We start from the raw sequence: 22,992 nt of genomic DNA on the forward strand, positions 1-22,992 counted from the left end.
CCCCGGCTCCCCCCCCCCCCCCCCCGCGCCCCCGCCCCCCCGCGGCCCCCCCCCGGGGCCCGCCCCCCCCCCCCCCCCCCCCCGGGGGGGGGGGGGTTTTGGGGGGGGGGGGCCCCCCCCCCCCCCCCCCACTTCTCTGTTCGATCAGTGTGCGAGAGAGAAGTAGTTCTCCTCCTCCTGGGCGAAGTGCAGGCGCAGCACGCTGTGGAGGCCGTAGAGACAGGCCCGCAGGTCGTCGAGCTGTTCGTCGCGCAGGTGGCCGTGGTTGGTGTCGGCGAGTTGCAGGTGGGTGGCGATCCGGCGGGCGAGGCGGTGGATCTCGGTGTGGGCGCGGCTCATGGTGGCCGTGGCCTCGCTCCCGCCGAGGGCGGGAGCGAGGGCCGGGTATAGCTGGTACTCCTCGGCGAGTTCGTGGGGCAGGAGCCGGTCGGTGAGAAGCCGGTCGACATGGCGGACGGCGTCCAGGGCGCGCGGGTCGGCTGCGTCGGTCAGGTGGTCGGCGGCTTCACGGACGGCCTCGATGACCTCACGCAGGTCGTCGTGCTCGGCCGCGAAACGTCGCAGGAGCTGCTCGGTGGCCGGTTCGATGGTGGGCAGGGCGGTCCGGTCGAGGCGCAGGGCACGCAGGGCGTTGAGAATGACCGCGACGTCGATGGCCTCCTGGAGCAGGGCGCCGACGGCGGGCGGCAGCAGGCCAAAGGCGGCGGCGGCCATCGCGGCGAGGGACATCAGCATCCCACCGAGCGCGCTCTGCACGGCGATGCGCCGGGCGCGTACCGCGATGGCGGCAGCGTCAGCGAGACGGTCGACCCGGTCGGTGGTGAGGACGATGTCGGCGGCCTCGGAGGAAGCGCTGGAGCCGCGGGCGCCCATGGCCACGCCGACGTCGGCGGCGGCCAGCGCGGGGGCGTCGTTGACGCCGTCGCCGACCATGACGGTGACCGCGCGCCCACGTTCGGCGCGCACCGCGGCGACCTTGTCGGCCGGGGTCTGCTGGGCGTGGACGTCGTCGAGGCCGAGGACGGCGGCGATCTCCCGAGCCGGCTCGGCGCGGTCGCCGGTGAGCATCAGCAGGCGCTCGATGCCGGCGTCGCGCAGGCGGCGCAGGGTGCGTGGGGCGTCGTGGCGCAGTGGATCACGCAGCAGTATCGCGCCGGTGAGCGTGCCGTCGGTGGTGAGCCAGGCGACGGCGGCGCCGTCCAGGGTGGCACGGTTGTCGGCCGCACGCGCCCAGCCGGGCAGCGGTGTGTCGTCGTGCCCGCGTCGGCCGACGCTCAGAACGGTGCCGTCGAGGCGTCCGGTGGCGCCGCGGCCGGGCACCTCCGCGATGTCGCGGACCGGCCGGAGGGTCAGGCTGCGGGCGCGGGCCTCGTCGGTGATGGCCTGGGCAAGGACGTGTGGGGAGAATTGGTCGACGGAGGCGGCCAGGGTGAGGACGTCGGCGGGCGTGTGGCCGGGGGCGGCGGCGATGTCGATGACGCAGGGGCGGCCTGCGGTGAGGGTGCCGGTCTTGTCCAGGACCAGGGTGCGGGCCCGGCCAAGAGTCTCCAGGGCAGCGCCGTCGCGGACCACCACGCCCTGCCGGGCGGCGCGCGACAGACCGGAGACGATCGCGACCGGAGCGGCCAGCAGCAGCGGGCACGGGGTGGCGACCACCAGCACCGCCACAGCCCGCACCGCATCGCCGCTGACCAACCACGCCAGGCCGGCCACCGCCAGCGACAAGGGCAGGAACCACGCGGCGTACCGGTCGGCCAGCCGGACCACCGGGGCGGCCTCGGCACCGGCCTGCTCGGCCAGGCGCACGATCTCCGCGTAGGTGCTGTCCCGCGCACTCGCCTCGCCCCGCAACTCGAAGGCGGTGCCCGCATTGACCCCGCCACTGCGCACCCGCTCGCCCACGGCGCGTTCGACCTGGGCCGACTCCCCGGTCAGGACGGACTCGTCCAGGACCGCGGCATGGCCCTCGATGCGCCCGTCGACCGGGACAACCTCTCCCGGCCCGACCACCAGCAGGTCACCCACCCGGACCTCGGCCAGGTCGATGGTGTGCACCTGGCCTCCGGTGCGGCGGCGGGCCGTGCGTGGAGCGTGTTCCAGCAGGTGGCGCAAGTCGTGGGAGGCGCGGCGTTCGGCCGCGGCGTCCAGCCAGCGGCCGGTAGCGAGCATGAGCGCGATCAGCGCACCGGCCAGATACTCGCCCGTGGCCAGCGTGCCCGCCAGGGCGAGGACCGCGATCAGGTCGACTCCGGCCTTGCCGCGTCGCAGCGCAGCAACCACCCAGGCCACGGACGGCACAATCGCCGCGACCGTGCCCACCGCCCAGCACGCGTCCGCCAGGATCCGTGCGTCGGCCAGCCACGCGCAACCGCCCGCGACCAGGGCGGCGGCGGTGAAGCCGAGCAGTACTGGCGCCAGCCACTGCCGGGCAGGGGCCGGTGCCACTGGCTCCCCTTGCCGTCCTGACTGCCGCCGGTTCACCGTCCGCTCCGCTCGCTCCGCGTGTCCTCCCTCCAGGAGACCGCACCGGCCGGTCTACGGCCAGGGGCCTTCAGGCCTAGATCAACGGGCCGTCCAGGCGCGTGCTGGCAGGGCGTCCCGATCCGCGAGTTGCCCCCCCGGCAGCGTGATGTGCAGGACGACGGGTCGGGGGTTCTGCTCGCGTGCGGCGCGCAGGCCGACAGGTCCGTCGGGTTCCTCGGTGACGGTGAATCCGTCGGCTTCCAGGCAGGCGCGCGCGATGTCGCGGATCTTGGGTTCGTCGTCGACGGCGAGCACATGAGGCTGATCGTGACCTGGTCTCCGGGGTCGCAGGCTGCGAGGGCGTTGGTGAGCAGGTTCATCAGGATCTGGGCGAGCCGGTCCTCGTCGGCGAGTACCTGGAGCGGGCCTTGGGATGTGAGGGTCTGGGTGACGTCGTGCTGACTCGAAGCCTCCCGCCCGGTCACCTGCGAGTTCGACACGGACAATCCCGGCCAGTGGGTCACCCACTGCCACAACGCGTATCACGAAGAGGCCGGGATGATCGGGGTCCTGGCGTACCAGGCCTGACCGGCAAGGCCGACGCCGACACCCTCGACAAGGCCGCTGCCCCGGAAACCCGCTGCGGCACTGTCGCTTGCTGCGCTCCCAGGAGCATGTGAACCGAGAGTCGCCATGGAGACGAGCCGACGAGGACGGCCCCGGCGGCCATGGGCGGGTCCGGTCGTTGCCTCGACAGGCTCCGTTCCCTCCTGAGCCGCCTCCTACGGGCTGGTGACGTCCAGCTCGGTGTACATGCCGGCGGCGTAATGGCCGGGGAAGTTGCAGACCAGCTCGTAGCGGCCGGGTTGCAGGGTCATCGTGGTCCAGGCCACCGCGCCGGAACGGATCCCGTCTCCAGTGCCCGAGCCGCAGGTGCGTAACGCCTCCGCGAGGCTACCGGTCTCGTCGACCCGCCCCTCAGAACCGACGGGGCGGTCGCCCACCCGTTGACCTGCGGACAAGGGCAGCACAATCACCTCGTGCGTGAGCGCGCCCGCGTTGAAGATCCGAAGCGACAACTGGCCCGTCGGGACCGTGTTCGCATCGGAGTGTAGGCGCATCATGCCCACCTGCGAGTGCGGGCCGCCGCCCGTCATGCCCGGCCCCATGTCGCTCGTGGTCACGTCGATGACGCGGCCCGGCAGGGCGGGCGCGTCGCACCGGGCTGCGGGAGCCTGCCAAGGCCCGGGCCCTGTGCCGTGGAAGGGCCCCATGGTGGCGAACAGTGCTGTTGTGGCGATGCCCAGCACGAGCGCGGCGACCGCCCCGACAAGGACCACCAGCCACCCTCCCCTCCGATTTGCGACGTGGATGTTCACCGGTGCTCCCGCAACACCGCGATCCGCCGCCTGTACTCGTCCTCGTCGATCTCCCCACGGGCGAACCGCTCGGCGAGCAGGTCCTCAGCCGCCCTGCTGTCTGAGCCCGGCTCGCCGGAAGGGGGAGTCGGGCCCGGCTGATGACCGTGGCGGGCGCCGGTGAGGTAGTGGACGAGCGCGACGACACCGGCGATCACCAGCGCCCAGAACACCACCATGAACACGGCCATGGCGAGCCACCCACCCCAGCCCCAGCCGCCGTCGTACCAGAACATCATGCGCGTCTCACCTCGTCACCCTGGGCAGCGCGGCACCGGACGACCTCGTTGCCGTGAGTCCAGCGTCCCTCCGAGCCGGTAGGCCGAGCGCGGGCCGAACGATCCCACCGGGAAGGCCGACCGGCCCTGACGGGTGGAGGTGCCGAGGAACCGGCCGCCCCCTCATTGACGGCTGGGGAGGCCGACGAGCCCCGACGGAGGTCAGGGCGCTGAACCGCCGGGTCACGCCACCACTGATGCGTGGTGCCACAGCCCGTGGCGTGCCCGCCGGAGTGCCGTCCGACCTCGGGGAGATCGGACGACGTCGCTGCGAGCCACCGCGTGACCCAGCCCGGGAAACCCTGCGGTCCGACAGCCGATGCCAGCGCCTGGCGCGCTCATATATCGCCTTCCGATATCGGATGCCGTTACACGTGCGGGCGCGCGGGCGAGGAGTCACCTGAATGACCAGCGAGGCGGGACGGGAAGCGCGCCCGTCAACCCTGCCCAGGGCCGGCCGGTACGGCGGCGTGTGTGGTGGCCGGCTGCCCTGGCCGTAGCCGTGGCGCTCGCGCTCGGTGTGCCGGCCCTAGTCGCAGGCGCGCCGAACGCGGCGGGCAGTACGGCCACGGCCCCGGCCAGCGACTCGCCGGAGGCCGGGTTCGCCCGCGACATGGCCACGGCTCCCTGATGCCCGGCATGGCCACCAACACCCAGCTCGACCAGCTGCGCGCCCTCTCCGACAAAGCCGCCGAAGTGCTCTACCTCCGACTGATGATCGAACACCACAAGGGCGGCGTCGCGATGGCCCAGGGCTACGTCGACCTGGCGAAGAACACCCCGGAGAAGCAACTGGCCCGGTCGATGGTGTCCTCCCAGAGCGCCGAGATCCTGATGATGACCCAGATGCTCGCCGCACGCGGAGCCACACCGCTGTCCTGACCCGTTGTGGTCCCGCAGGCCGCGCGTGACTACGGGGCCGGAGCCATCTGCCGCCCCGCGGCAGGCGTTCCCTCTTGGTGACCCCGGAGACCGGAACGCCCCTGTCGGCATCCCGGTCGAGCCCTGCGGCCCGCTTGAGCCAGCGAGCCGACCTATGGCCGACTCACCGTCAACGGCTACCGCGTGCACCGCTTCATCGTCGCAGTCGGCTGCCAACGGTGCCCGCCGGTTCAGCGACCTGCCGCTCCCATGTCTGCCAGAGCGGTTCGACCGTTGGTGATGTGACAGAACCGAGCCTGAGGAGTCCTGCCATGACCCGCTACAGCGTCGATTCCACCCGGCATGAACTGATCACGACCTGGGGCACCGGCGAAGGCGACCTCGCAGCCCGTATCACCGCCCTCCCCGCCGACGCAGACGCTGCCGCGCTCCTGCGCCTGGCCCGCGCCCTCACGCACCTGTCGGAAGCCGCCTGGCACACCTACACCCACCCTGCCAGTGCCACCGACTCCCTGGAGCCCGACAGCGAGGGCTGGCGGCGCGAACAGGAACGCCAAGCCTTCACCGAGGTCACCCAGGCGATCTCCCAGCCCAACCTCCCCCAGACCGGCATGATCGTCTGCTACAGCCCCCTGCTCGAATCCGCCCACCAGGTCGGCCGTGCCCTGCACGCCCTCGACAGCCCGGACCTCACCAAGGCCGTCCTCGCCGAGAGCGCCACCGAACTCGCCGCCGTGGAAAGCGCCGAACTCGGAAACCTCAGCGGACGTGCCCAGCAGGCCGTGTTGCTGAGCCGCGAGGACGCCTCCCCCGTCCAGGTCGCCGCCGCCGACCGGCTCCTCGAACAGGACCCCTTCGGACCGGCGGCCCTGTTCTCCGACGTCGACCCCACTGCCGCCTCGGTCGCCGCCGCCCACTGGCTGGCCGCCGCAGCCGAAGTCGCCGCCGAAGCCTCCGGCCAGAACCCCACCACGGTCCTCCTCGAAGCCGACGACGTCGAGGCCCTCCCCCACGAAACACCGACCCTCGTCCTCGAACTCCTCGACTCCGGGGCCTCCCCCAACGAGGCCGTCACCACCCTCGTCCGCCACGCCATGCACGTCGCCGACGGCCTCCTGCCCGACCCCACCGCCCTGCGCGAGCAACTCGACGACCTCGAGGAGACCCTCGCCAAGTACCCGGGCGGCGACGAGGACATCGAGGACCTCGCCCTGCGCCTGACCCCGCTCGACCCCAAGCACCCAGCCCGCGACCTCCTCGAAGACCTCCTCGCCAGCATCCACGGCTGCTGGCTCCTCCACAGCGAGTACGACGAACTCGACAACGAAGAAGAGGACGACGCCGAGGACGACGAGGAACGGGAGGCCGAAGCGCACCAGCACCACAGCCGCGCACGCTTCGCCCAGCTGGTACGCGCGACCGCCACACGCAACCGCGACCGGCTGATCTGAGGCGCTCGGTACCCGGACGGGCCCTGGTCACAGCCAACACACTCGGGTTCTCCCTCGCCTGCTCAAGGGAGAACCGCAGCTCATCCCGGCTTTCCGAGACTGGCGGTCGCACGGCGGTCGCCCGCGCAGACGCAGACTGGGAAGAGAACACCCCCGCACACGACCCTCCGTGGCAATCACCACACGCCCCCAACCGAGGCCGCAGCTACCAGCGCTGCGCCTGCCGCGCGGCCGACTGCCGACAACTCGGCGTCCGTTGCCCGCGCCTCGCCATCGACCCCCGGCGTAGCACCTGGGCCGTCGCCGTCGAGAGCCCCCAGAAGATCCCGGGGGCACTCTCGGTGATCGTGATCCGAATCGTGGCGTGCCGTATTCGACAACCCCAGTCGCCACTCCAGGCGTCATCCATCCGGCATACGGATGAAAATGAAACAGGGCTCCAGGGCGTCACTGCCCGATCCGTCGCCCTCATTCTTCGTCGCCCCGAAGCCGACTCTGCACACCTCCGATAATCGCCCACCGAATCGGCATTCCCTTCCCCTTGTGCGCTTTCCAAGGGGATCACCGCAGCTCACAGGCCAACGTGATCGCCAGATTCGCTTCCCCGACGCCATGATCCGCCCCCTGCCGCGCCAGGCCAGCCCGCCGTGAAGCTGGGCGCAGCCCGATCACACAAGGAGTCGATTCCCGTGAACTCGACCGATCCCACACGCGGACGCGTCTACCGGCGCTGCGGCTGCCGCGACATCGACGGCCGCCAGTACGGCGCCCGCTGCCCAAAACTGAACACCATTCCCAGTCATGGCAGTTGGGCCTACGCTGTGGACTTGCCCTCCCTGTCCGGCAAGCGTGAAACCCGCCGCCGCGGTGGCTTCCCCAACCAGAGCACAGCCCTCGCCGCACTGCAGAACTTCCTGCTGGCCGAGCGCACCGGCATAGCGGTGGACGAGACCCTGACCGTTGCCGACTACCTGAGGGAGTGGCTGCTCTCCAAGCGCGAGATCCTCAAGGCCACCACCTACGCCGGCTACCACCGCCATGTCCACCACGACCTCATACCGGCCTTCGGGCCGCTCCCCCTGACCGGCCTGCGAGACCGGCACGTCACCACCTGGTCCCGCCGGCAGCTGGCCGCCGGCCGCGGCCGGCCCACCGTCCACCGCTGCTGCGCCATCCTCTCCAGCGCCATGAACGCCGCCGTCAGTGCCGACCTACTGGCCCGTAACCCCGCCCGCAACGCGGCGTTGAAGCGGCCCGCCGCACCCGAGCGGCTCTGCTGGACACCTCAGCAGGCCTCCGCCTTCCTGCACCACAACGCCGAGACCTACAACGACGTCTACGCCGACATCTTCGAGGTCATCCTCGGCACCGGCATGCGCCGCGGCGAGGTCCTGGGCCTGCACTGGCCCGACATCCATCTCCAGCAGCGGGTCCTGTTCGTGCGCTGGACCCTGGCCTCGGTGAACAATGCCCGCCTGCACCTGCAGGCGCCCAAGACCCGCGCCAGCCGCAACTGGGTCAGCCTCTCCCCCCGCGTCACTGCCGCCCTGCGCCGACAAACCGTCCGCCACCGCAGCACCCACCCCGAGCAACCCCGCCTGCAGGGCCATGGTCTTCACCCGCCCCGACGGCAAGCCCATCAACCCCGAGCGTCTCCTGCACACTCTGCGCCGACGCTCAGCCGAGATCGGCCTGCCCCAGATCGGCCTGCACGACCTCAGGCACACCGCCGCCACCATCATGATCAGCTCTCAGGTACCGCTCGCCGTCGTCTCCAAGACCTTGCGGCACTCCACCCTGGCCACCACCGTCAACATCTACGGCCACCTGCTCCCCCAAGCCGCCCGCGAAGCCGTCACCGCCCTCGCCGACGCACTCGACCGGGCAGACCTCCCACGCGAGATCAACTGATGTCACGTCAGGGCTCGCGATCACCTTGGACTCACCCTGGCCACAAAGCACCAGGTCAGAGAGCCGGACGCGACCACCCTGCGACCACACGACCCCCCGGGAACGGCTGAGAGCGGGCACTTGGATTCCCAAGTACCCGCTCTCACAACCGACTTCACAGTCGGGACGACAGGATTTGAACCTGCGACCCCTTGACCCCCAGCGCGGTCAGGACGTCAACATCTCAGCCCAGAAAAGCCTCGATCAGGCCCGCCAGGTCATCGATGAGGAGGATCTCAACGTCAGCTGGAATCTGATCGATACCGATCTTGCCATCTAGAATTCCAGAAACCCGCTCTGAGGCCACAATATATGACCAGTGCACGGGGCAAGAGGAGCCAAGAATCCGATGGGAAGCCCACTCCTGAAATCCGGACAGAGGCTCACCATCGAGCGCCGCATTGAATCCCTCAAGGAACGCCACCACCGTTGAGTAACGGTCATCGAGCAAATACATGCGTCGACGATTCTTCAGGTGGAAACAGAGCTCTCGCAATTCCACGCCTTACTCACCACCCACGGGAGTAAAATTCAGGTATTCCCCGTACTGCCACTGCTTCCGATACTGGTCAAGTGGCATACCATTAGGGCCCGTGAATCCGTCATAGGCGATGCCGTCCTTGATTACCACAAAATGCTCGTCCCACTTCCCAAGCGGATCATGCGTAGATGGGCCGAGCACCGGGGCACCCATGGAATCCTTGACATGATTGATTACACCACCGATCTTTTTCTGAATTATCTCGGCACATTCCTTGCAGTTGCGCATATTGGGAATCGGCCAGCCATTCGCGCCAGCCTTACAGGCCGTCGAGTCGTTGTGCACTAGGACCGGCGTGTTCCCCGCGAGGACATAGTACGTGTGAAGGTCAGCGACAGTGAGGTCATAGGCCGCCTGGGGGACAGACTCGTAGTTCCTCACATCCATGACCGTGAAGGTTTCCCCGCCTGCAGTGCGGACTTCATCGCCGGAGTGCAGTTCCGAGGCATTGGTCCAGCGGCGGGTGGTTTCATCCCAGAACGGATGGTGCTGAGTGCTGGTGAGGTTCTCAACTTGCCTGGATGCGTTGCCAGAGTCGTTGGTTTGCAGGGTCAGGTCGGTGAACTGCTTGTCGTCCGGCGTGCGGATGGTGCGGGTGACGGGCTTGGGCTGGGTGTTCCCGGTCAGCGGGTCCGTTGCCTCGACCTGATCGCCGACCTGGAGGTTCTCAATGGCTTGGGTTGTGCCATCCGCCAGGAGGACTCGCGTGCCAGGAGGGAAGCTGTGTGTCGCATCCGCAAGCAGCTGAGGAAGGGGGCAAGCCGCGGTTGCGGCCGTTTCAGCCGTCTCCTCGACCTTTTCCGCTTCCTTCGTGGACTTTCCAGCTGTCTTTAGGAGCTTTCCGGCCTTCGCGGCAAGCTTCTCGCCGGGTATGAGGCCCGCGAGGTCCTGGGCGGCGTCAGAGTAGTGGCCGTCGACAACGTTCATGCCGGCCGTGACGACGGACGCTGCAGGAACCACCATTGAGAGGCCGTCGAACGTCTCCTTGACCCGCTGCCACGTGGGCTTGTCGTCGTAGACGAGGAAGTAGTGCGGGCTGACGATGTTCGGGTACTTGGCAGTTCCGGAGTCCGGGCTCCAGTACTTCTCCGTCCAGGTGCCGTCGCTTTTGGGCTCGAACGTCTCGGTGATGATGTCGTTATGGGCAGTGGTGCAGGTGCCGAAGCCGCCGCAGACGCCCTCGGGCCGCAGGCCACTGGGGTCGGAGAGGTCGACGGGGTTGTTGTTGCTGTAGGCGTAGCCGTTCCACTGCTGGGGGTCGGCCGCGTCGAGGATCGAGTCAGGGCTGATGAAGCGGCCGTGGACGGGGTCGTATTGGCGGGCGCCGAGGTTGGTGAGGCCGGTGGTGTCGTCCTTGGTGCCGCCGACGAAGCCCTTGGTGCCGGCCCAGGCGGAGGCGGTGGGCTGGGTGCCGCGGGGGTTTCCGAACGGGTCGGTGGGGCGGCGGGTGATGGTCTGGGCGGCGTTGGTGTTGATCTGGACGCCGTTGGTGCCGTGCGGGTCGGCGGCCTGGATCAGGACGGTGCCTCCGCCGACGGGGGCGGTGACGCGGTTGTAGGTCAGGCCGCCGGGGGCGGCGATGGAGCGGACGTTGCTGGTGGAGCCGCTGGCGGTGTCGAGGGTGAGCTCGTCGGTGGGCAGGTTGAGGGTGGTCTTGCCGGGGTTGCGGCGGATGAGCTGGTTGCCGTCGGCGTCGTACAGGTAGGTGGTGGCGCCGGCCTGGCCGGTCTTGGTGAGGGAGTCGAGCTTGTCCTCGCCATTCCAGGTCAGGGTGGTGGTGCCACTGGTGTCGGTGATGGCGGTGCTGTTGCCCTTGGCGTCGTACTGGTAGGTGACGGCCGTGGTGCCAGCCGGTCCGCTGGTGGTGGAGGTGAGCAGGGTGTGGGGCCCGCCGGTTCCGCCGCCGGTGTTGGGGGCGCTGGTGGGGGTGTTGGTGCTCTTGGCGGCTCCGAAAGTCTGGGTGGTGGTGGTGTCGTTGAGGCTGTTGCCGGTGGTGTCGTGCTGGACGAGGCCGGTGCGGTTGCCGGTCGCGTCGTAGGTGTAGGTGTTCCAGTAGGGCGCCGGGCCGCCGACGGTTCGGCCGCCGGGGCTGACGGTGGCCGGGCCGTCCTTGTTAATGCAGGCGCCGATGCCGGGCACCGTCGTGGAGCTGCCAGTGCCGTGCTTGGTGCCGACGGAGTCGGTCCAGTCAGCGGTGGTTGAGGTTCCTGCGGTGTCGGTCCAGGCGCCGGTCAGCCGGCCCAGGTAGTCGTAGGTGAAGCACTGGGAGTCGGTCGCCGAGGCGTCCTGGATGGTGGACGCGGAGGTGATCCGGCCGGACGGCGTGTAGGTGTAGCTCGTCTGGTCGACGGATACGGTGCCAACCTGGCGGTCGATGAAGGAGTTGACGACCCGTCCGGTGGCCCAGTCGTACTGCTGAGTGGAGACGACCTGTCGACCGTATTCTCCGGCAGTCGTGCGCACGGGCCGGGCGAGCGCGTCGTATTCGACCTTGGCGATGACGGCCTTGCCGCGGCTGGCTGCCGAGGTGAGCAGGCCGGTGATGGTGCGGCCGTAGCTGACGGTCTCGGCCGGCAGGCCGCCGGCGGCGGGGATGTCGACCTTCTTCAGCGACCCGATGACGTCGCTGTAGGTGTTGGTGGTGGTGTAGGTGCCTGCCAGCGCGCCCTCTGCGGAGGGGATGGTGACCGAGTTACCGAGCGGCCGGTAGACGGTGTCGTAACCAGTGACGGCCTCGGTGTAGGCCGAGCCGGTGGCTCCGCCGACGTAGCGGGTCGAAGCGGTGGGCTGTCCCTTGAGGATTGTGTCGTAGGTCCAGGACGCCAGTTGGTTCGTCGGTGCGATGCTGCCGCTGTACGTGCCGGTCTTGCGGCCGAGCAGGTCGTAGCTGTAGGCGAGGGTGTTGTTCTTGGCGTCGGTGGTGTGGTCGATGCGGGAGTTGGCGTCGTAGAACGTCTGGGTCACGCCGGTATCCGGGTCGGACGCGGATATCTGGCGTCCTCGCTGGTCGTACGTGTAACTCCAGGTGTTGCCACTGCTGTCGGTGCGCTGAGAGGCGAGGCCGCCCGGCGTGAATCCGTACGTGGTGACATCGGCGTCGGCGGAGTTGCCCGTCGCGGAAGCCGTCCGGTACTGCCACATAGCGGTGGTACGGCCGCGGGCATCGGTCACGGTCGAGGTCGGTGCCGCCCCTGCGGGCGGGGTGACATCGGTGCGGTCCGCGCCGGGGTAGGCCGTGGTGGTGGCCCACTGGAGGTTGCCGTAGGAGCGGAACTCCGAGCGCAGGACCCGTCCGGCGCCGTCGTAGATGTTCCAGGTCTGGCCCGGAATCTGGCCGTCACCCACCGGGATGAAGATCGAATCGATGGGGAAGGAACTGCCCTCGTAGTACGGGTTGGAGGTCTTGATGACCCACCCGTGCGTGTCGTAGACCGTGTCGGTGATCAGCCGTCCGGTCGGGTAGGCGGCGCTGGTGCTCTGGCTCTGGCGCGGACGCCCGAGGCCGTCGAGGAGGTCGATGGTCGCGGAGTAGGTGACTCCGTCGTCGTTGATCGTCTCGGTCTTGATCGTGGCCGGCCCGGCGGTACCGCGGACCTGGTAGGTGAACTTCTTGCTCGGGGCTGCCGTGGTAGGCCTGTCCGGTGTCCACACCGCGGTGACGCGGCCCAGGGCGTCGTACTGGGCGGTGGTGACACGACCGTTGATGTCCTGGTTGGTCAACGGCGAGCCGCGGGCCGGGTCCTGTGTGACGGTCGTCATCCAGTCGGCGCCCATCGGTCCGGTGCTCCGGACCTCGGTGGGCAGGGTGCCGGAGGCGGGCGTGACGGCGGCGGTCGTGACGGCGGGTGTGACCGAGGGGGCGCTCAGTTGAGTGCCGGATCGGTCGTAGGTGGAGCCGTCGGTCGTGGCGGTCGTCAGGGGCCGTCCGTAGACGTCGAACGTCGCGCTGCCGTTGTGGGCGTAGACGGGGTTGCCGCTCTGGTCGAAGTGGTCAAGGACCTGGGTACTGGTCGGGTCTCCGACCGTTCCTGCCTGGCCGAAGGGCTTGCCGTCGTAGACGGTGCGGCTGCCGGTGATCGTGTTCGAGGCGGACGGCGTGGTGCCGCATGTGCCTTGGACAGTGACGACCTCCGACGGCAGCGTCAGGAACTGCGGGTTGTCGCTGTTGGCGTAGCTGGTGGTGGTGCAGGTCTCAGGGGTGGCGGCGGTGCCGTCGCCCTTGTCGTTGACCTGGGTCACCCGGTTCCCGTGGGCCGGGTCGGTGACCCTGGAGACCGTGGTGGTGCGCCAGCTTCCGTCAGCCAGCTTGGCCTTGGCGATATCGGTGGTCTGCGAGTCCGGGTAGCGAGCGTAGATCTTCGGTGCGCCCGCGCTCTGGGCGTGGGTCGCGGTGACCTGCTGGCCGTTGTAGGTGCTTCCGGAGACCGACTGGACGCTGCCGCCCGCCTGGTCGAAGTTCTCGGTGGCGACGACGCGGCCGCTGAGCCAGTCGCTGTCAGTGACGCTGCCGCCGAGGGGGCTGGTCACCTGGATGCTGCGCTGGGTTCCGTTGGCGAGGTAGTCGCCGTCCATGCCACGCAGGTAGGTGACGGTGTGCTGGGTCTTCGGCGCCTCGCTGACCGATCCGCTGCCGGTGGTGGTTGTCACCGACTGGTAGCCGCGGAAGTTGTCCCAGGTGCGGGTCTTGGGATCGGTGAACTCGGCGTCATTGCGATGCCATGCGGCGCCGCCGTTGTAGGTGTACTCGGCGGTCTTGCCGACGGACGGGGTGACAACGAGGTCCTGCTCGGTGACGGTCCTCACGAGCGGCTTGTTGAACCAGTCGTTGACCGGGTCCGGGGACGACTGGCCCGGCAGGTACCACTTGACCGGCATGCACGCCATGGTGTTGGCGTCCTCGGAGGCCGGCATGTGGTTGTTGACCCGGGAGCATTCGGGGTCCGTGTAGATGACGTTGATCCGGCCGCCGGTCTCGGTCGTGATGCCCTGGATGCGCGGACGCACGAACATCGGCGCGGCCGGGACGAGGCCGTCGACGCGGTTGGCCATCATCACGTAGGTGAACGTGACGGCCGGCAGGCTGATCGGCGTCTGGCCGTTGGAGCCGGTGCGCTGGACGGAGTCGAGCTGCAGGGTGCGCTTGGTGCCGTCGCCGGGGTCGGCGAGCGACTGGGACAGCGACCAGGTGTCGACGTCGCGGTAGGCGGAGCCGACGAGGACCCGGGTGGTGATGGCGGTCAGGCGCTTGGTGGTGAAGAACGTCGGCGCATAGTTCGAGCACGTGCCGGACCCGGTGCAGATCTGGTCGATCGGCACGTCTGGCCAGGCGTCGGCGTTGGCGGCTGTGCGCTGGTCCTCCGCGCAGGTGATCGCGCCGGAGGCCTTGCAGCGTTCGTCGGCCTTGAAGACAACCTTTGCGGCGGGGTTGAATGCCCCCTTGGCGGCCTTCTGGTCGTCCAGGCGCTGGCCGTAGCCGATCTCCTGGAGATAGGCGGCCCGCTGGTAGTCGGTGAGGGTGCCGTTGCCGTTGTTCTGGGCACCGCCGCGACTGTACTTGTTGCCTTCGGTGGCGTACTTGTACGTGGTCAGCTTCCCGTGCGCGTCGACGATGTAGTCGAGCTGCCAGCGCCACGCCATCTGGCACCACGAGTTCTTGCCCGTGGCGGAGCTGTAGCAGGGGTCGCCGTTGTTCGGTGAGTAGACCGGGGTGGTGAGGACCGAGTTGGCGGCCGGGTCGCTGCCGTCGCCGTCGGGGAGGTGGTTGCGGCCGAAGTAGTACTGGGTCCCTTCGGAGGTGGTGAGCCGCCAGTACTCCATGTCCCGGTAGTCGACGTCGCCGCCTGTCTTCGGTGCACCGGTGAGCTGCTCGATCTTGGATCCGTCGTCGCCCTCGAGATGCCAGACGCCGGTGGCGTCGTCGCGCACGATGGTGCCGGAATGACCGGCGAGCGAGAGGACGGCGTTCTGTCCGCCCCAGCACTGGTCGCCAGAGCCGGTGATACCGGCCTTGTCGCAGTCGCGGTAGGACCGTTCGATGTAGCCGGGCTCGTAGCCCCAGCCATCACCGACCCACGAGGACTGCGAGTTGGTCGCGGACGTCTTGCCGTCGACGTCGGCCGAGTTGTAGCTGAGCGAGACGACGGGGGTGCCCCCGCCGAGTGAGGGCGGCACCTGGATCGGGTAGCCGTAGGTGAAGTTGCCGGAACTCGATCCGGCCGTCCACGACGAGGACGGCGACAGCGGCGTCGCCTTGTAGCTACCCATGGCGCCCGACGGCGAGGGCGTGGGGGAGATGACCACGGGGCCGCCGCTGGTGCTGCCCGTACCGCCGTCGGTCAGCGACTGGGCGGATGCTTGCCGGGTGGTGTACGACGCCTTCACGGCGCCGCGCTGCGTGCCGCTGGATGCCGGGGCCGGGGCCGGGGCCGGGGGGAGCGTGACGTCCGCAGTGATCGTGCCGGAGCCGTCGGACTTCACCGGGACCGGAGTCTGCGTACGGCACTCGGGACGTTCGGGTGTCGTCAGCGAACAGGCCGGCAGAGCGACCAGGCCCGCCCGGTCCGACCACCCGTGCGCCTGCAGGGCCTTCAGGTCCAGGGTGACGCGCGCCGCACGCCCGTTGCCGGAGGTCTGCGCTTCGGCATCGGTCAGCGCCACCAGCGGACCGGTGACGCCCGCAGCCTTGCCCTTGTCCTGACCGGCGACCTCGACCTTGACCGTGTGTGCGCTCTCGCCCGTGCCGACTCCGGGCGCCACCCGGACAGCCAAGTCTCCGGCCTTGGTTCCCGTCGCGCCACCGGAGGCGGGCGACGCCCCGCCGGTCGCCTTGCGGGCGGCCTCGGCCTCGGCGCCATCGGGCCCGAGTGTGACCGTCACGGTTCCCGTGGCAACCGGTGCCGCGACCTTCGGCTTCCAGTCAGCCGGCTTGTCGGCGGTCTTGGCCGCCGACTGGGCGTCATGTCCCGCCACCGAGACGGTGGCACCGCCCAACGGCGTGTGCGGGGGAGTCCACACCTCCCCCTCAGGCGCCGGGTACGTCCAGGCCGCCGCGGGCGGCACGGCCGCCCCGGTCATGGCCAGGGCGACCATCGTCGCCATCACAGGTGACCGCCATCGACCTCTTGCTGTCTTCGCCCCAGCCCGTTTCCGGGCAGGCCAAACCCCCACCGTATGCCCCCTCGTTTAACGTCGACACAGCGTCATATGGGCACAGCTGTGCTAGTGATGGGGGTGACACTATGTGCCCCCTCCGACACGGCACCAGGTTGTTCGACCACCATGCATGAGATGGTTATTAAGTCTTGACTCGCAGGTTCGGATCTTTTCCGGACATGTCCACGCGGAACTGCAATGCGTTTGACCTACCCGCAGGCCAGGCCGCATCGTTCCGACCCGAACGCAACACCCAGACGGGGATTGCTCATCGGGAGGGGAGCGCAAAACCAGACATGCCCATCACTTCACACACACTTCCACCCACACCGCCGCCACCATCGATACGCAGGCGCGCAGTCCGCTTCGCCGCTCTCGGGGCCAGCTGTGCCCTGAGCATGAGCCTGCTGGCCGCACCCGTCGCATTCGCCGCCAGCACCACGCCTCCGCCCTCGCACGGGCCGACAGGGCCGATCCCGCCGCTGGTGCCCCCGACGCCGGGCCCGGCCCGCACGCCCGTGCAGCAGGCCATGGTCGACGCCGTCACCAAGGCAAAGTCGACGGGCAAGGCGGTCGTCGTGGACGCCATGACCAACGAGGTTTCCAAGACCCTGGCGAACCCCGACGGCACCCTCACCACCACAGATAACGCCCAGCCCGTGCGCGCCAAGCAGAACGGCGCGTGGGCTGACCTCGACTCGACTCTGCGGCCGAACACGGACGGCACCGTCAGCCCCACCGTCGCGAGCACTGCTCTGGCCTTGTCCGGCGGCGGCAGCGGCCCGATGGCCACCGTGTCCACCGCCGACGGCAAGAAGCTCTCCGTCGGCGCACCGTTCTCACTGCCCAAGCCGGCTCTGAACGGCGCGACCGCCACCTACGCGAACGTGCTGCCCGGTGTCGACCTCCAGCTGACCGCGTTGCCCATCGGCGGGTGGCGCGACGTGATCGTGGTCCGCACCCCCGAGGCGGCCGCCAACCCGGCGCTGAAGACCCTGCGGTTCCCGATCACCGCTCAGGGCCTGACGGTGGCCTCCGATGCCCAGGGGCGCATCGATGTCAAGGACGACAAGGGCGCCCTGCGCTTCCGCTCGCCCTCGCCGCTGCAGTGGGACTCCTCGACCCCCGCAGCCCCTGCTGCCGCGCCGAAGGCCGTGAAGGCTGCTTTCGCCGCCGCGCCCGTCGCCGAAGCAGCCCCTGCCGCTGACTCCGCGCCTGCGGGCGGCATACGCTCGTCTACCGAAGAGCCGGGCGACGGGGCGAACGTGGCCGCGATCTCCACCAAGGTCACCTCCTCAGCGATCGAGCTGACGCCGAACCAGGACGCGCTCGGTTCGGGCACCGGCCCGTGGTACCTCGACCCGTCCCTCGTCGCCACAAGCTCAGTCCAGGGCTCGGTCGAGGTCCAGGAGAACCACAAGACGGCGGAGAACTTCAACAAGAAGAACAACGTGGCCACCGGGTACTGCGGCTACCACAGCAGCGACCCGAACCTGGACTGCGGCGACCTCGGCCGCCAGCGCGCCTACTTCCAGTTCGGTATCAACCCGGCGCTCTACACCAAGCCCAGCGGTGCCGAAAGCCCGCCGACCATCTTCAACTCCGTCCTCAACGCCCAGGTCACCAGTGCATCCAGCCCAGGGACTAACACGCCGTTCGTAGTGTACTCGGCTCCCAAACCCATCTACGAGCACACCAGCTGGAACGACCAGCCCTGCGGCACCAACGGCAACGTCGCCATGGAGAACTGCCCGACCGTCAACGGCCAGTGGCTCACTGGCACCGGCCCGCTGGCCATCGACGTGACCGACATGATGAAGCAGGCGATCGCCGGCCAGTGGCCGTGGTGGACCGTCGGCATCGCCCCACAGGGCAACGAGTGGGACAAGACGTACCGCCACTACATCGCCAACAACCCGTACATCACCACCACCTACGACATCGCTCCCACCGTCTGGTACCCGCACACCAGCCCCGCCCCCGGCTTCGCCAGCAACAACAGCACCGCCGAATGCAACACCGGCGGCGCCCACCCCTGGGACAACCCCGGCTGGATCAACAGCAACCAGAACATCTACCTGACCGCGAACAGCTACTCCCCCGCCGGCCAGTCCCTGTACACGAGCTACCGGATTTGGGACGACAACGACGGCAACTTCTCCTTCACCGACGGACGGTGGGGCGGCAGCTACAACAACCCCGCCGAGTCCGTCACACCGGGATCGCTCGCCGACGGCCACCAGTACGGCTGGTACGCCCAGTCCGCCGACGGCACCCTCAGCTCGCCCGGCAGCGCCTGGTGCTACTTTCGCGTCGACCGGACCAACCCCCGCGTCAGCATCAGCTCCACCGACTTCCCGCCGTCCGGCACCCCGAACCCCACCCCGGCCAAGTACATGAACGACTGGGGCAGGTTCACGATCAACGCCGACGATCCGGCCCCCGGCCCGGGCCTACAGGCCTCCGGCGTCGCCTGCGTGCGGGTGAGCACCGACCCGACCCCGGTCGTCGGCTGGAAGTGCGGCCAGAACGGCACGCTCGCACCGGGACAGCCGTACGACTACCAGCCCAAGCAGTGGGGCACCAACACCCTGTACGCGTGGGCCATGGACAACGCCGGCAACTACAGCCAGCCCGCGATCTACAACTTCTACGTGCCGTGGAAGCCCGGCACCCAGCCGCTGTTCGGCGACGTCACCAACGACCAGAAGCCGGACATCGTCATCGCCGACAAGAACGGCGACCTGCGGATCATCGGCGGCAGCACCGACCCGTCGACCTCCCTGGCGGCTCCCGCCGCCGCGGCCCCCGGCAACCGCGAATTCGGCACCACCTGGGCCGACTTCCAGATCAGCCACCACGGCACCTTCGCCGTCGGCCAGCCGGTCGACCAGCTCATCGCCCACTACACCAAGGACAAGACGCCCCAGCTCAAGGACGTCCTGTACCTGATCCCCAACGACGGCACCGGCCGCTTCGGCACGCAGACCCCGGCCCAGCTGAACCGTCCCACCACCTGCACCACCTACGGCACCAACACGCCCTGCCCCGCCTACACGCAGAAGGTCTGGAGCAACGTCTCCCAGGTCGTGGCCATCGGCACCCCCGAGGGCGAGGCCATCGGCGGCGAACCCGGCCACCCGGACCACCAGGTCATGATGACCCAGACCTCCCTCCTGACCGTCGAGAACAACAGCCTCTACCTCTTCAAGCCCAACGGCCTCGCCGACGGCCTCGACACCGCGACACTCATCCCCACGACGAGCGGCAACTGGTCGGACTACGAGATCCTCACCCCTGGTGCCGCCAACGGCGCCACCACGGTCCCGGGGACCACGGACCCGACCTACCAGACCACCATCTGGGCCCGTCACCGCACCAACGGCAACATCTACGCCTACCCGCTGGCCTGGCAGGCCGACGGCACCGTCGACTACTCGGCCCTGACCAAGCCGGACGCCGGCACGCCGATCCTGACCGGCGCCAACTGGACCACCGCGGCCCAGCCGCTGGTCGGCGCCGCCGACCTCAACAGCGACGGCTACCCCGACCTCTGGGCCATCAACAACAGCAACGCCATCACGGTGTTCCCCGGCAAAAGCAGCACCGGCACCAAGAACAAGGTCGACGGCTTCGACAGCTGGCAGTTCCTCGGCTACGCCGACGCCAGCGTCTCCGTGCACCCCAACAGCGTGAGCTGGCAGTGCATGGACGCGGTCGGAGGCCCACGTGACGGCGCCGAAGTGGGCATCTACGGCTGCTGGCAGTCCGCCAATCAGCGGTTCAACTTCGCCACCGACGGCACCATCCGCGCCGGCAGCTGGTGCCTGTCCACCAAGGACAATGCCCTCGCCAACGGCACCCGCGTGGTCCTGGCGACCTGCAACGGCAGTACCGGCCAGAAGTGGTCCGTGCGCCCCGACGGCCGCATCTTCCTCCCCGCGACCGTCGACGCCGACAACCCGAACGGCCGCTGCCTCGAGCTCCCGGGCTGGGCCACCGACCAGGGCACCCGCCTCGGCATCTGGGGCTGCCCGGGCCTGCAGGCCAACCAGCAGTGGACGCTCCAGCCGGAGCGCACGCCGTAACACGCGGTCGAACTGGCAGAGCAACATCAGGGCGAGGAAACCGCCGTCACGGCTTCCTCGCCCTGTCTGTGCCTGCCTGGATTCTGGTGCTCGGTAGTCTGTTGAGACTCGGCTTGGTGTCTCTGTCTGTGGCTGCCTACACAGTCGACTTCCGGAGGCCGCGCCGGTTCACCGCCCAACCATCAGCAGCACGATCGGGTCTCGCAAGACCTCGCAGGCGCTCCAGAGCTGCTCGCTGCTACCAACGAGGTAATGGCTACCACGTAGTTCACCCGCGTAGCGGGGGCATCAGTGTCGCAGAGCCAGTGCTGACCTTCGCCACGTCGGCACGAGTGAACGTCACAGGCACCAATAACGATCGGTTGACTCGGCCGTTTTGCGGCAGCCAGATTCGTGGTTTCGGCGCTTCGATGAAGCGCCGGATTGGATTTCGCCACCACAAGGACCTGACACTGCGCCAGGAGGAACGCCGGCTCAACGTCGTGCCACGCCTTCGACGAAGGCAGCAGCGGGTGCCTCACCATCGCCCGACTCATCCGTCATGTGGGCAGCCGCTGGACCTGTCGGGCACGCACTTGATCGATGGCAAAGGCGTCAAGTGCAAACCCGTGAGCCAAAATCTGTGATCACAGCGAGCAATCATTGATTCCATGCAGCGATCGGCAGATCGGATATACGGGAAGGATGGATATATATCGGCACTGACTCACGACGCCGAGCAGCCTCCAAGCTCGGCGTCGAACCGTGAAACCGTGAGACGAATGTGAGAGGCAGGCCCCGGAGCATGCCAGAGGCCGCTTCCTCGCGAAGGAGAAAACGGCCTCTGACCTGCGACAATGGGGCGAACCCCAGTCGGGACGACAGGATTTGAACCTGCGACCCCTTGACCCCCAGTCAAGGGGTTCAATTATTGTCGACAGCCGAGAGCTCAAAGAATCGGCTTCTTTATTGCTCAACCACCGCGAGGCACACGTGAGTTGGCGGTCCTTGGCGAGCACGACGCAGTGGCGAGCCGACAGTTCGCCAATGTTAACTTTGCACCAAGCGCCCGTTTTCGCTCATCAGCGCTCATGAGCGCTCATCGGGTGTGGTCCCAAAATGGTCCCCAGGTCGACCATCCCGCCACGGCTACTGCCAGTGACCGAGATCTGTCGGCCATTCAGCAAGCACCACCGTGCGATCCCGACAGCCACTTCGCCGACGACGTCGCCCGGCTCGCGAGGTCGGCTCCTGTGAGCGGATCACGGTCGCTTACCCACCGACTACGGATCGTGACCTTCCGGACGGTGTGTCGCCTTGAACGTGTCTTCGCCGTCTGGTTCTGAGTGCTTCGCGCACCGCCCCGCACGCTCTGCGCCCGACACGGCAGCCACTCTTGCCCCAGAGTCACCACCCAGTCCGAGAGAAGGGAAAGCTCATGGGACAGCGTGCGCAGCGTGGCCGGGTGTACCGGCGGTGTGGTGTTCGGACGGATCGGGGAAGCAGTTGGGGCCGTAGTGTCCGCGGCTGGCCGGGGATCTGAAGCACGGGAAGTGGACGTACTGTGTCGACCTGGCCCCGGAGGACGGGAATCGGAAGACCCGCCGGCGTGGCGGATTCGCCACCCGCGCCGAGGCGGCCCAGGAGATGAGGGCGGTCCTGAACGGTGAGCTGCGTGGGGTGTACGAGGACCGCCGCATGACCGTGGCGAGCTTCCTGCGGCAGTGGATGGCGGCGAAGAAGGAGGAGGAGCTCGCACCGAACACCTACGCCGGCTACGAGGCGTCCGTGGAGCGGGACCTCATCCCCGCCTTCGGCCACTACCGTCTCCCGGACCTGCGCCCCAAGCACGTCGAGCGCTGGATCGCCGCCCAGCGCAAGGCCAAGCGCGGCAAGGTCACCGTCTACCGGATCGTCTCCACCCTGCGCAACGCCCTCAACCACGCCGTCCGCTCCTGGGGACTGCGCTACAACCCCGCCAAGCACTCCGTCCCGGCCAGGCCCCGAGCCGCCGAGCGCACCTGCTGGACCCCCGACGAGGCCGCGACGTTCCTGTGCCACGGCGCCGAGCACTACGCCGACCAGCTCACCGACCTCTTCGAGGTCATGCTCGGCACCGGCATGCGCCGCGGCGAGATCCTCGCCCTGCACTGGTCCGACGTCCACCTCATGGACCGCAAGCTCTACGTCCACTGGACCCTCGCCGCCATCGACAACAGCGAGATCCACCTCCGCGAGCCCAAGACCGAAGCCAGCCGCGCCTGGATCAGCCTCTCCCCGAGGGGCATGGCCACCCTCCACCGCCAGGCCACGATCCAGATGAACACCCACCCCGAAAGCTGGCTCGAGGGCCTTGTCGTCGGCCGTCCCGACGGCTCACCGCTGCGCCCCCAGTGGGTCCTCGACCAGCTGCGCAAGCAGACCGTCGAACTCGGGCTCCCGAGGATCGGGCTGCACGACCTGCGCCACACGGCGGCCAGCATCATGATCGCCGCCGACATCCCCATCGCGATCGTCTCCAAGACGCTGCGGCACGCCATCCTGGCAGTCACGATCAAACTCTACGGCCACCTCCTCAAGGACTCCGCTGACCGGGCCGTCAACGCCCTCGCCCGAGCACTCGACCAAGCACAGACAGGCCAACTCCGAACCCTCCCCCGTGGCGACGACGACCTGCCGCTCGCCGCATAGCCGCGTGGTCGGTCACCCGACCTGCCGTGCCGGGCTGAAGGTGCCCGTCTGCCTTACTCCCCGGCTGCCGCGGACGGCGGGAGGAGGCGCCTTGGGCGC

The 22,992-nt window shown here is 68.8% G+C and carries 12 protein-coding genes, 1 tRNA gene and 2 pseudogenes; 8 read left to right on the top strand and 7 right to left on the bottom strand.

What is annotated here, in order from left to right; translation table 11 throughout:
* Positions 1 to 144: 144 nt before the first annotated feature.
* Complete coding sequence (locus tag ACIRYZ_RS14320; protein ID WP_402943530.1) at positions 145 to 2,445, bottom strand: heavy metal translocating P-type ATPase; 2,301 nt, start codon at positions 2,443 to 2,445, stop codon at positions 145 to 147.
* Positions 2,446 to 2,562: 117 nt separating this feature from the next.
* Positions 2,563 to 2,778, bottom strand: coding sequence for a hypothetical protein (locus tag ACIRYZ_RS14325; RefSeq protein ID WP_402943533.1), 216 nt, complete (start codon positions 2,776 to 2,778; stop codon positions 2,563 to 2,565).
* A 177-nt stretch (positions 2,779 to 2,955) separates the two neighbouring features.
* On the opposite strand from ACIRYZ_RS14325, the pseudogene ACIRYZ_RS14330 reads away from it, so the two are divergent.
* Positions 2,956 to 3,051: pseudogene (locus tag ACIRYZ_RS14330) on the top strand (multicopper oxidase domain-containing protein); the annotation flags it as partial.
* Positions 3,052 to 3,245: 194 nt separating this feature from the next.
* Here the strand turns inward: ACIRYZ_RS14330 and ACIRYZ_RS14335 are convergent.
* The gene (locus ACIRYZ_RS14335) at positions 3,246 to 3,842 is read right to left on the bottom strand and encodes a sulfocyanin-like copper-binding protein (RefSeq protein ID WP_402943535.1); all 597 of its coding nucleotides are present in this window, start codon (positions 3,840 to 3,842) and stop codon (positions 3,246 to 3,248) included.
* Entirely contained in the window at positions 3,839 to 4,120 is a 282-nt protein-coding gene (locus ACIRYZ_RS14340; protein WP_402943537.1) for an SHOCT domain-containing protein, read from the bottom strand. The genes ACIRYZ_RS14335 and ACIRYZ_RS14340 overlap by 4 nt, the downstream gene beginning before the upstream one ends.
* A gap of 678 nt (positions 4,121 to 4,798) precedes the next feature.
* On the opposite strand from ACIRYZ_RS14340, the gene ACIRYZ_RS14345 reads away from it, so the two are divergent.
* From ACIRYZ_RS14345 to ACIRYZ_RS14360, 4 genes and pseudogenes are all read left to right on the top strand, one after another.
* Positions 4,799 to 5,041 (top strand): DUF305 domain-containing protein, encoded by a 243-nt coding sequence (locus ACIRYZ_RS14345; protein WP_402943540.1) that lies wholly within the window; start codon positions 4,799 to 4,801, stop codon positions 5,039 to 5,041.
* Positions 5,042 to 5,352: 311 nt separating this feature from the next.
* On the top strand, positions 5,353 to 6,492 hold the full coding sequence (locus ACIRYZ_RS14350) for a hypothetical protein (RefSeq protein WP_402943542.1): 1,140 nt from the start codon (positions 5,353 to 5,355) through the stop codon (positions 6,490 to 6,492).
* A 941-nt stretch (positions 6,493 to 7,433) separates the two neighbouring features.
* Positions 7,434 to 8,057, top strand: a pseudogene (gene xerC, locus ACIRYZ_RS14355) (tyrosine recombinase XerC); the annotation flags it as partial.
* 43 nt (positions 8,058 to 8,100) lie between these two features.
* Complete coding sequence (locus ACIRYZ_RS14360; RefSeq protein WP_402943544.1) at positions 8,101 to 8,403, top strand: tyrosine-type recombinase/integrase; 303 nt, start codon at positions 8,101 to 8,103, stop codon at positions 8,401 to 8,403.
* 223 nt (positions 8,404 to 8,626) lie between these two features.
* On the opposite strand, the gene ACIRYZ_RS14365 is transcribed toward ACIRYZ_RS14360, so the two are convergent.
* The gene (locus ACIRYZ_RS14365) at positions 8,627 to 8,944 is read right to left on the bottom strand and encodes a hypothetical protein (RefSeq protein WP_402943546.1); all 318 of its coding nucleotides are present in this window, start codon (positions 8,942 to 8,944) and stop codon (positions 8,627 to 8,629) included.
* Positions 8,945 to 8,947: 3 nt separating this feature from the next.
* Positions 8,948 to 16,081, bottom strand: coding sequence for a polymorphic toxin-type HINT domain-containing protein (locus ACIRYZ_RS14370; RefSeq protein WP_402943549.1), 7,134 nt, complete (start codon positions 16,079 to 16,081; stop codon positions 8,948 to 8,950).
* A 452-nt stretch (positions 16,082 to 16,533) separates the two neighbouring features.
* Between ACIRYZ_RS14370 and ACIRYZ_RS14375 the strand changes: the two genes are divergently transcribed.
* Both ACIRYZ_RS14375 and ACIRYZ_RS14380 read left to right on the top strand, forming a co-directional pair.
* Positions 16,534 to 20,223: a ricin-type beta-trefoil lectin domain protein gene (locus tag ACIRYZ_RS14375; protein WP_402943552.1), complete on the top strand. Its 3,690-nt coding sequence runs from the start codon at positions 16,534 to 16,536 to the stop codon at positions 20,221 to 20,223.
* A 305-nt stretch (positions 20,224 to 20,528) separates the two neighbouring features.
* The gene (locus ACIRYZ_RS14380; protein ID WP_402943554.1) at positions 20,529 to 20,849 is read left to right on the top strand and encodes a hypothetical protein; all 321 of its coding nucleotides are present in this window, start codon (positions 20,529 to 20,531) and stop codon (positions 20,847 to 20,849) included.
* A gap of 226 nt (positions 20,850 to 21,075) precedes the next feature.
* Here ACIRYZ_RS14380 and ACIRYZ_RS14385 read toward each other — a convergent pair.
* Positions 21,076 to 21,185, bottom strand: a tRNA-Pro gene (locus ACIRYZ_RS14385).
* 556 nt (positions 21,186 to 21,741) lie between these two features.
* On the opposite strand from ACIRYZ_RS14385, the gene ACIRYZ_RS14390 reads away from it, so the two are divergent.
* Positions 21,742 to 22,893: a tyrosine-type recombinase/integrase gene (locus tag ACIRYZ_RS14390; protein ID WP_402944038.1), complete on the top strand. Its 1,152-nt coding sequence runs from the start codon at positions 21,742 to 21,744 to the stop codon at positions 22,891 to 22,893.
* Positions 22,894 to 22,992 lie beyond the last annotated feature (99 nt).

It is taken from the genome of Kitasatospora sp. NPDC101155 (assembly GCF_044768305.1).
Taxonomy (GTDB): Bacteria; Actinomycetota; Actinomycetes; order Streptomycetales; family Streptomycetaceae; genus Kitasatospora.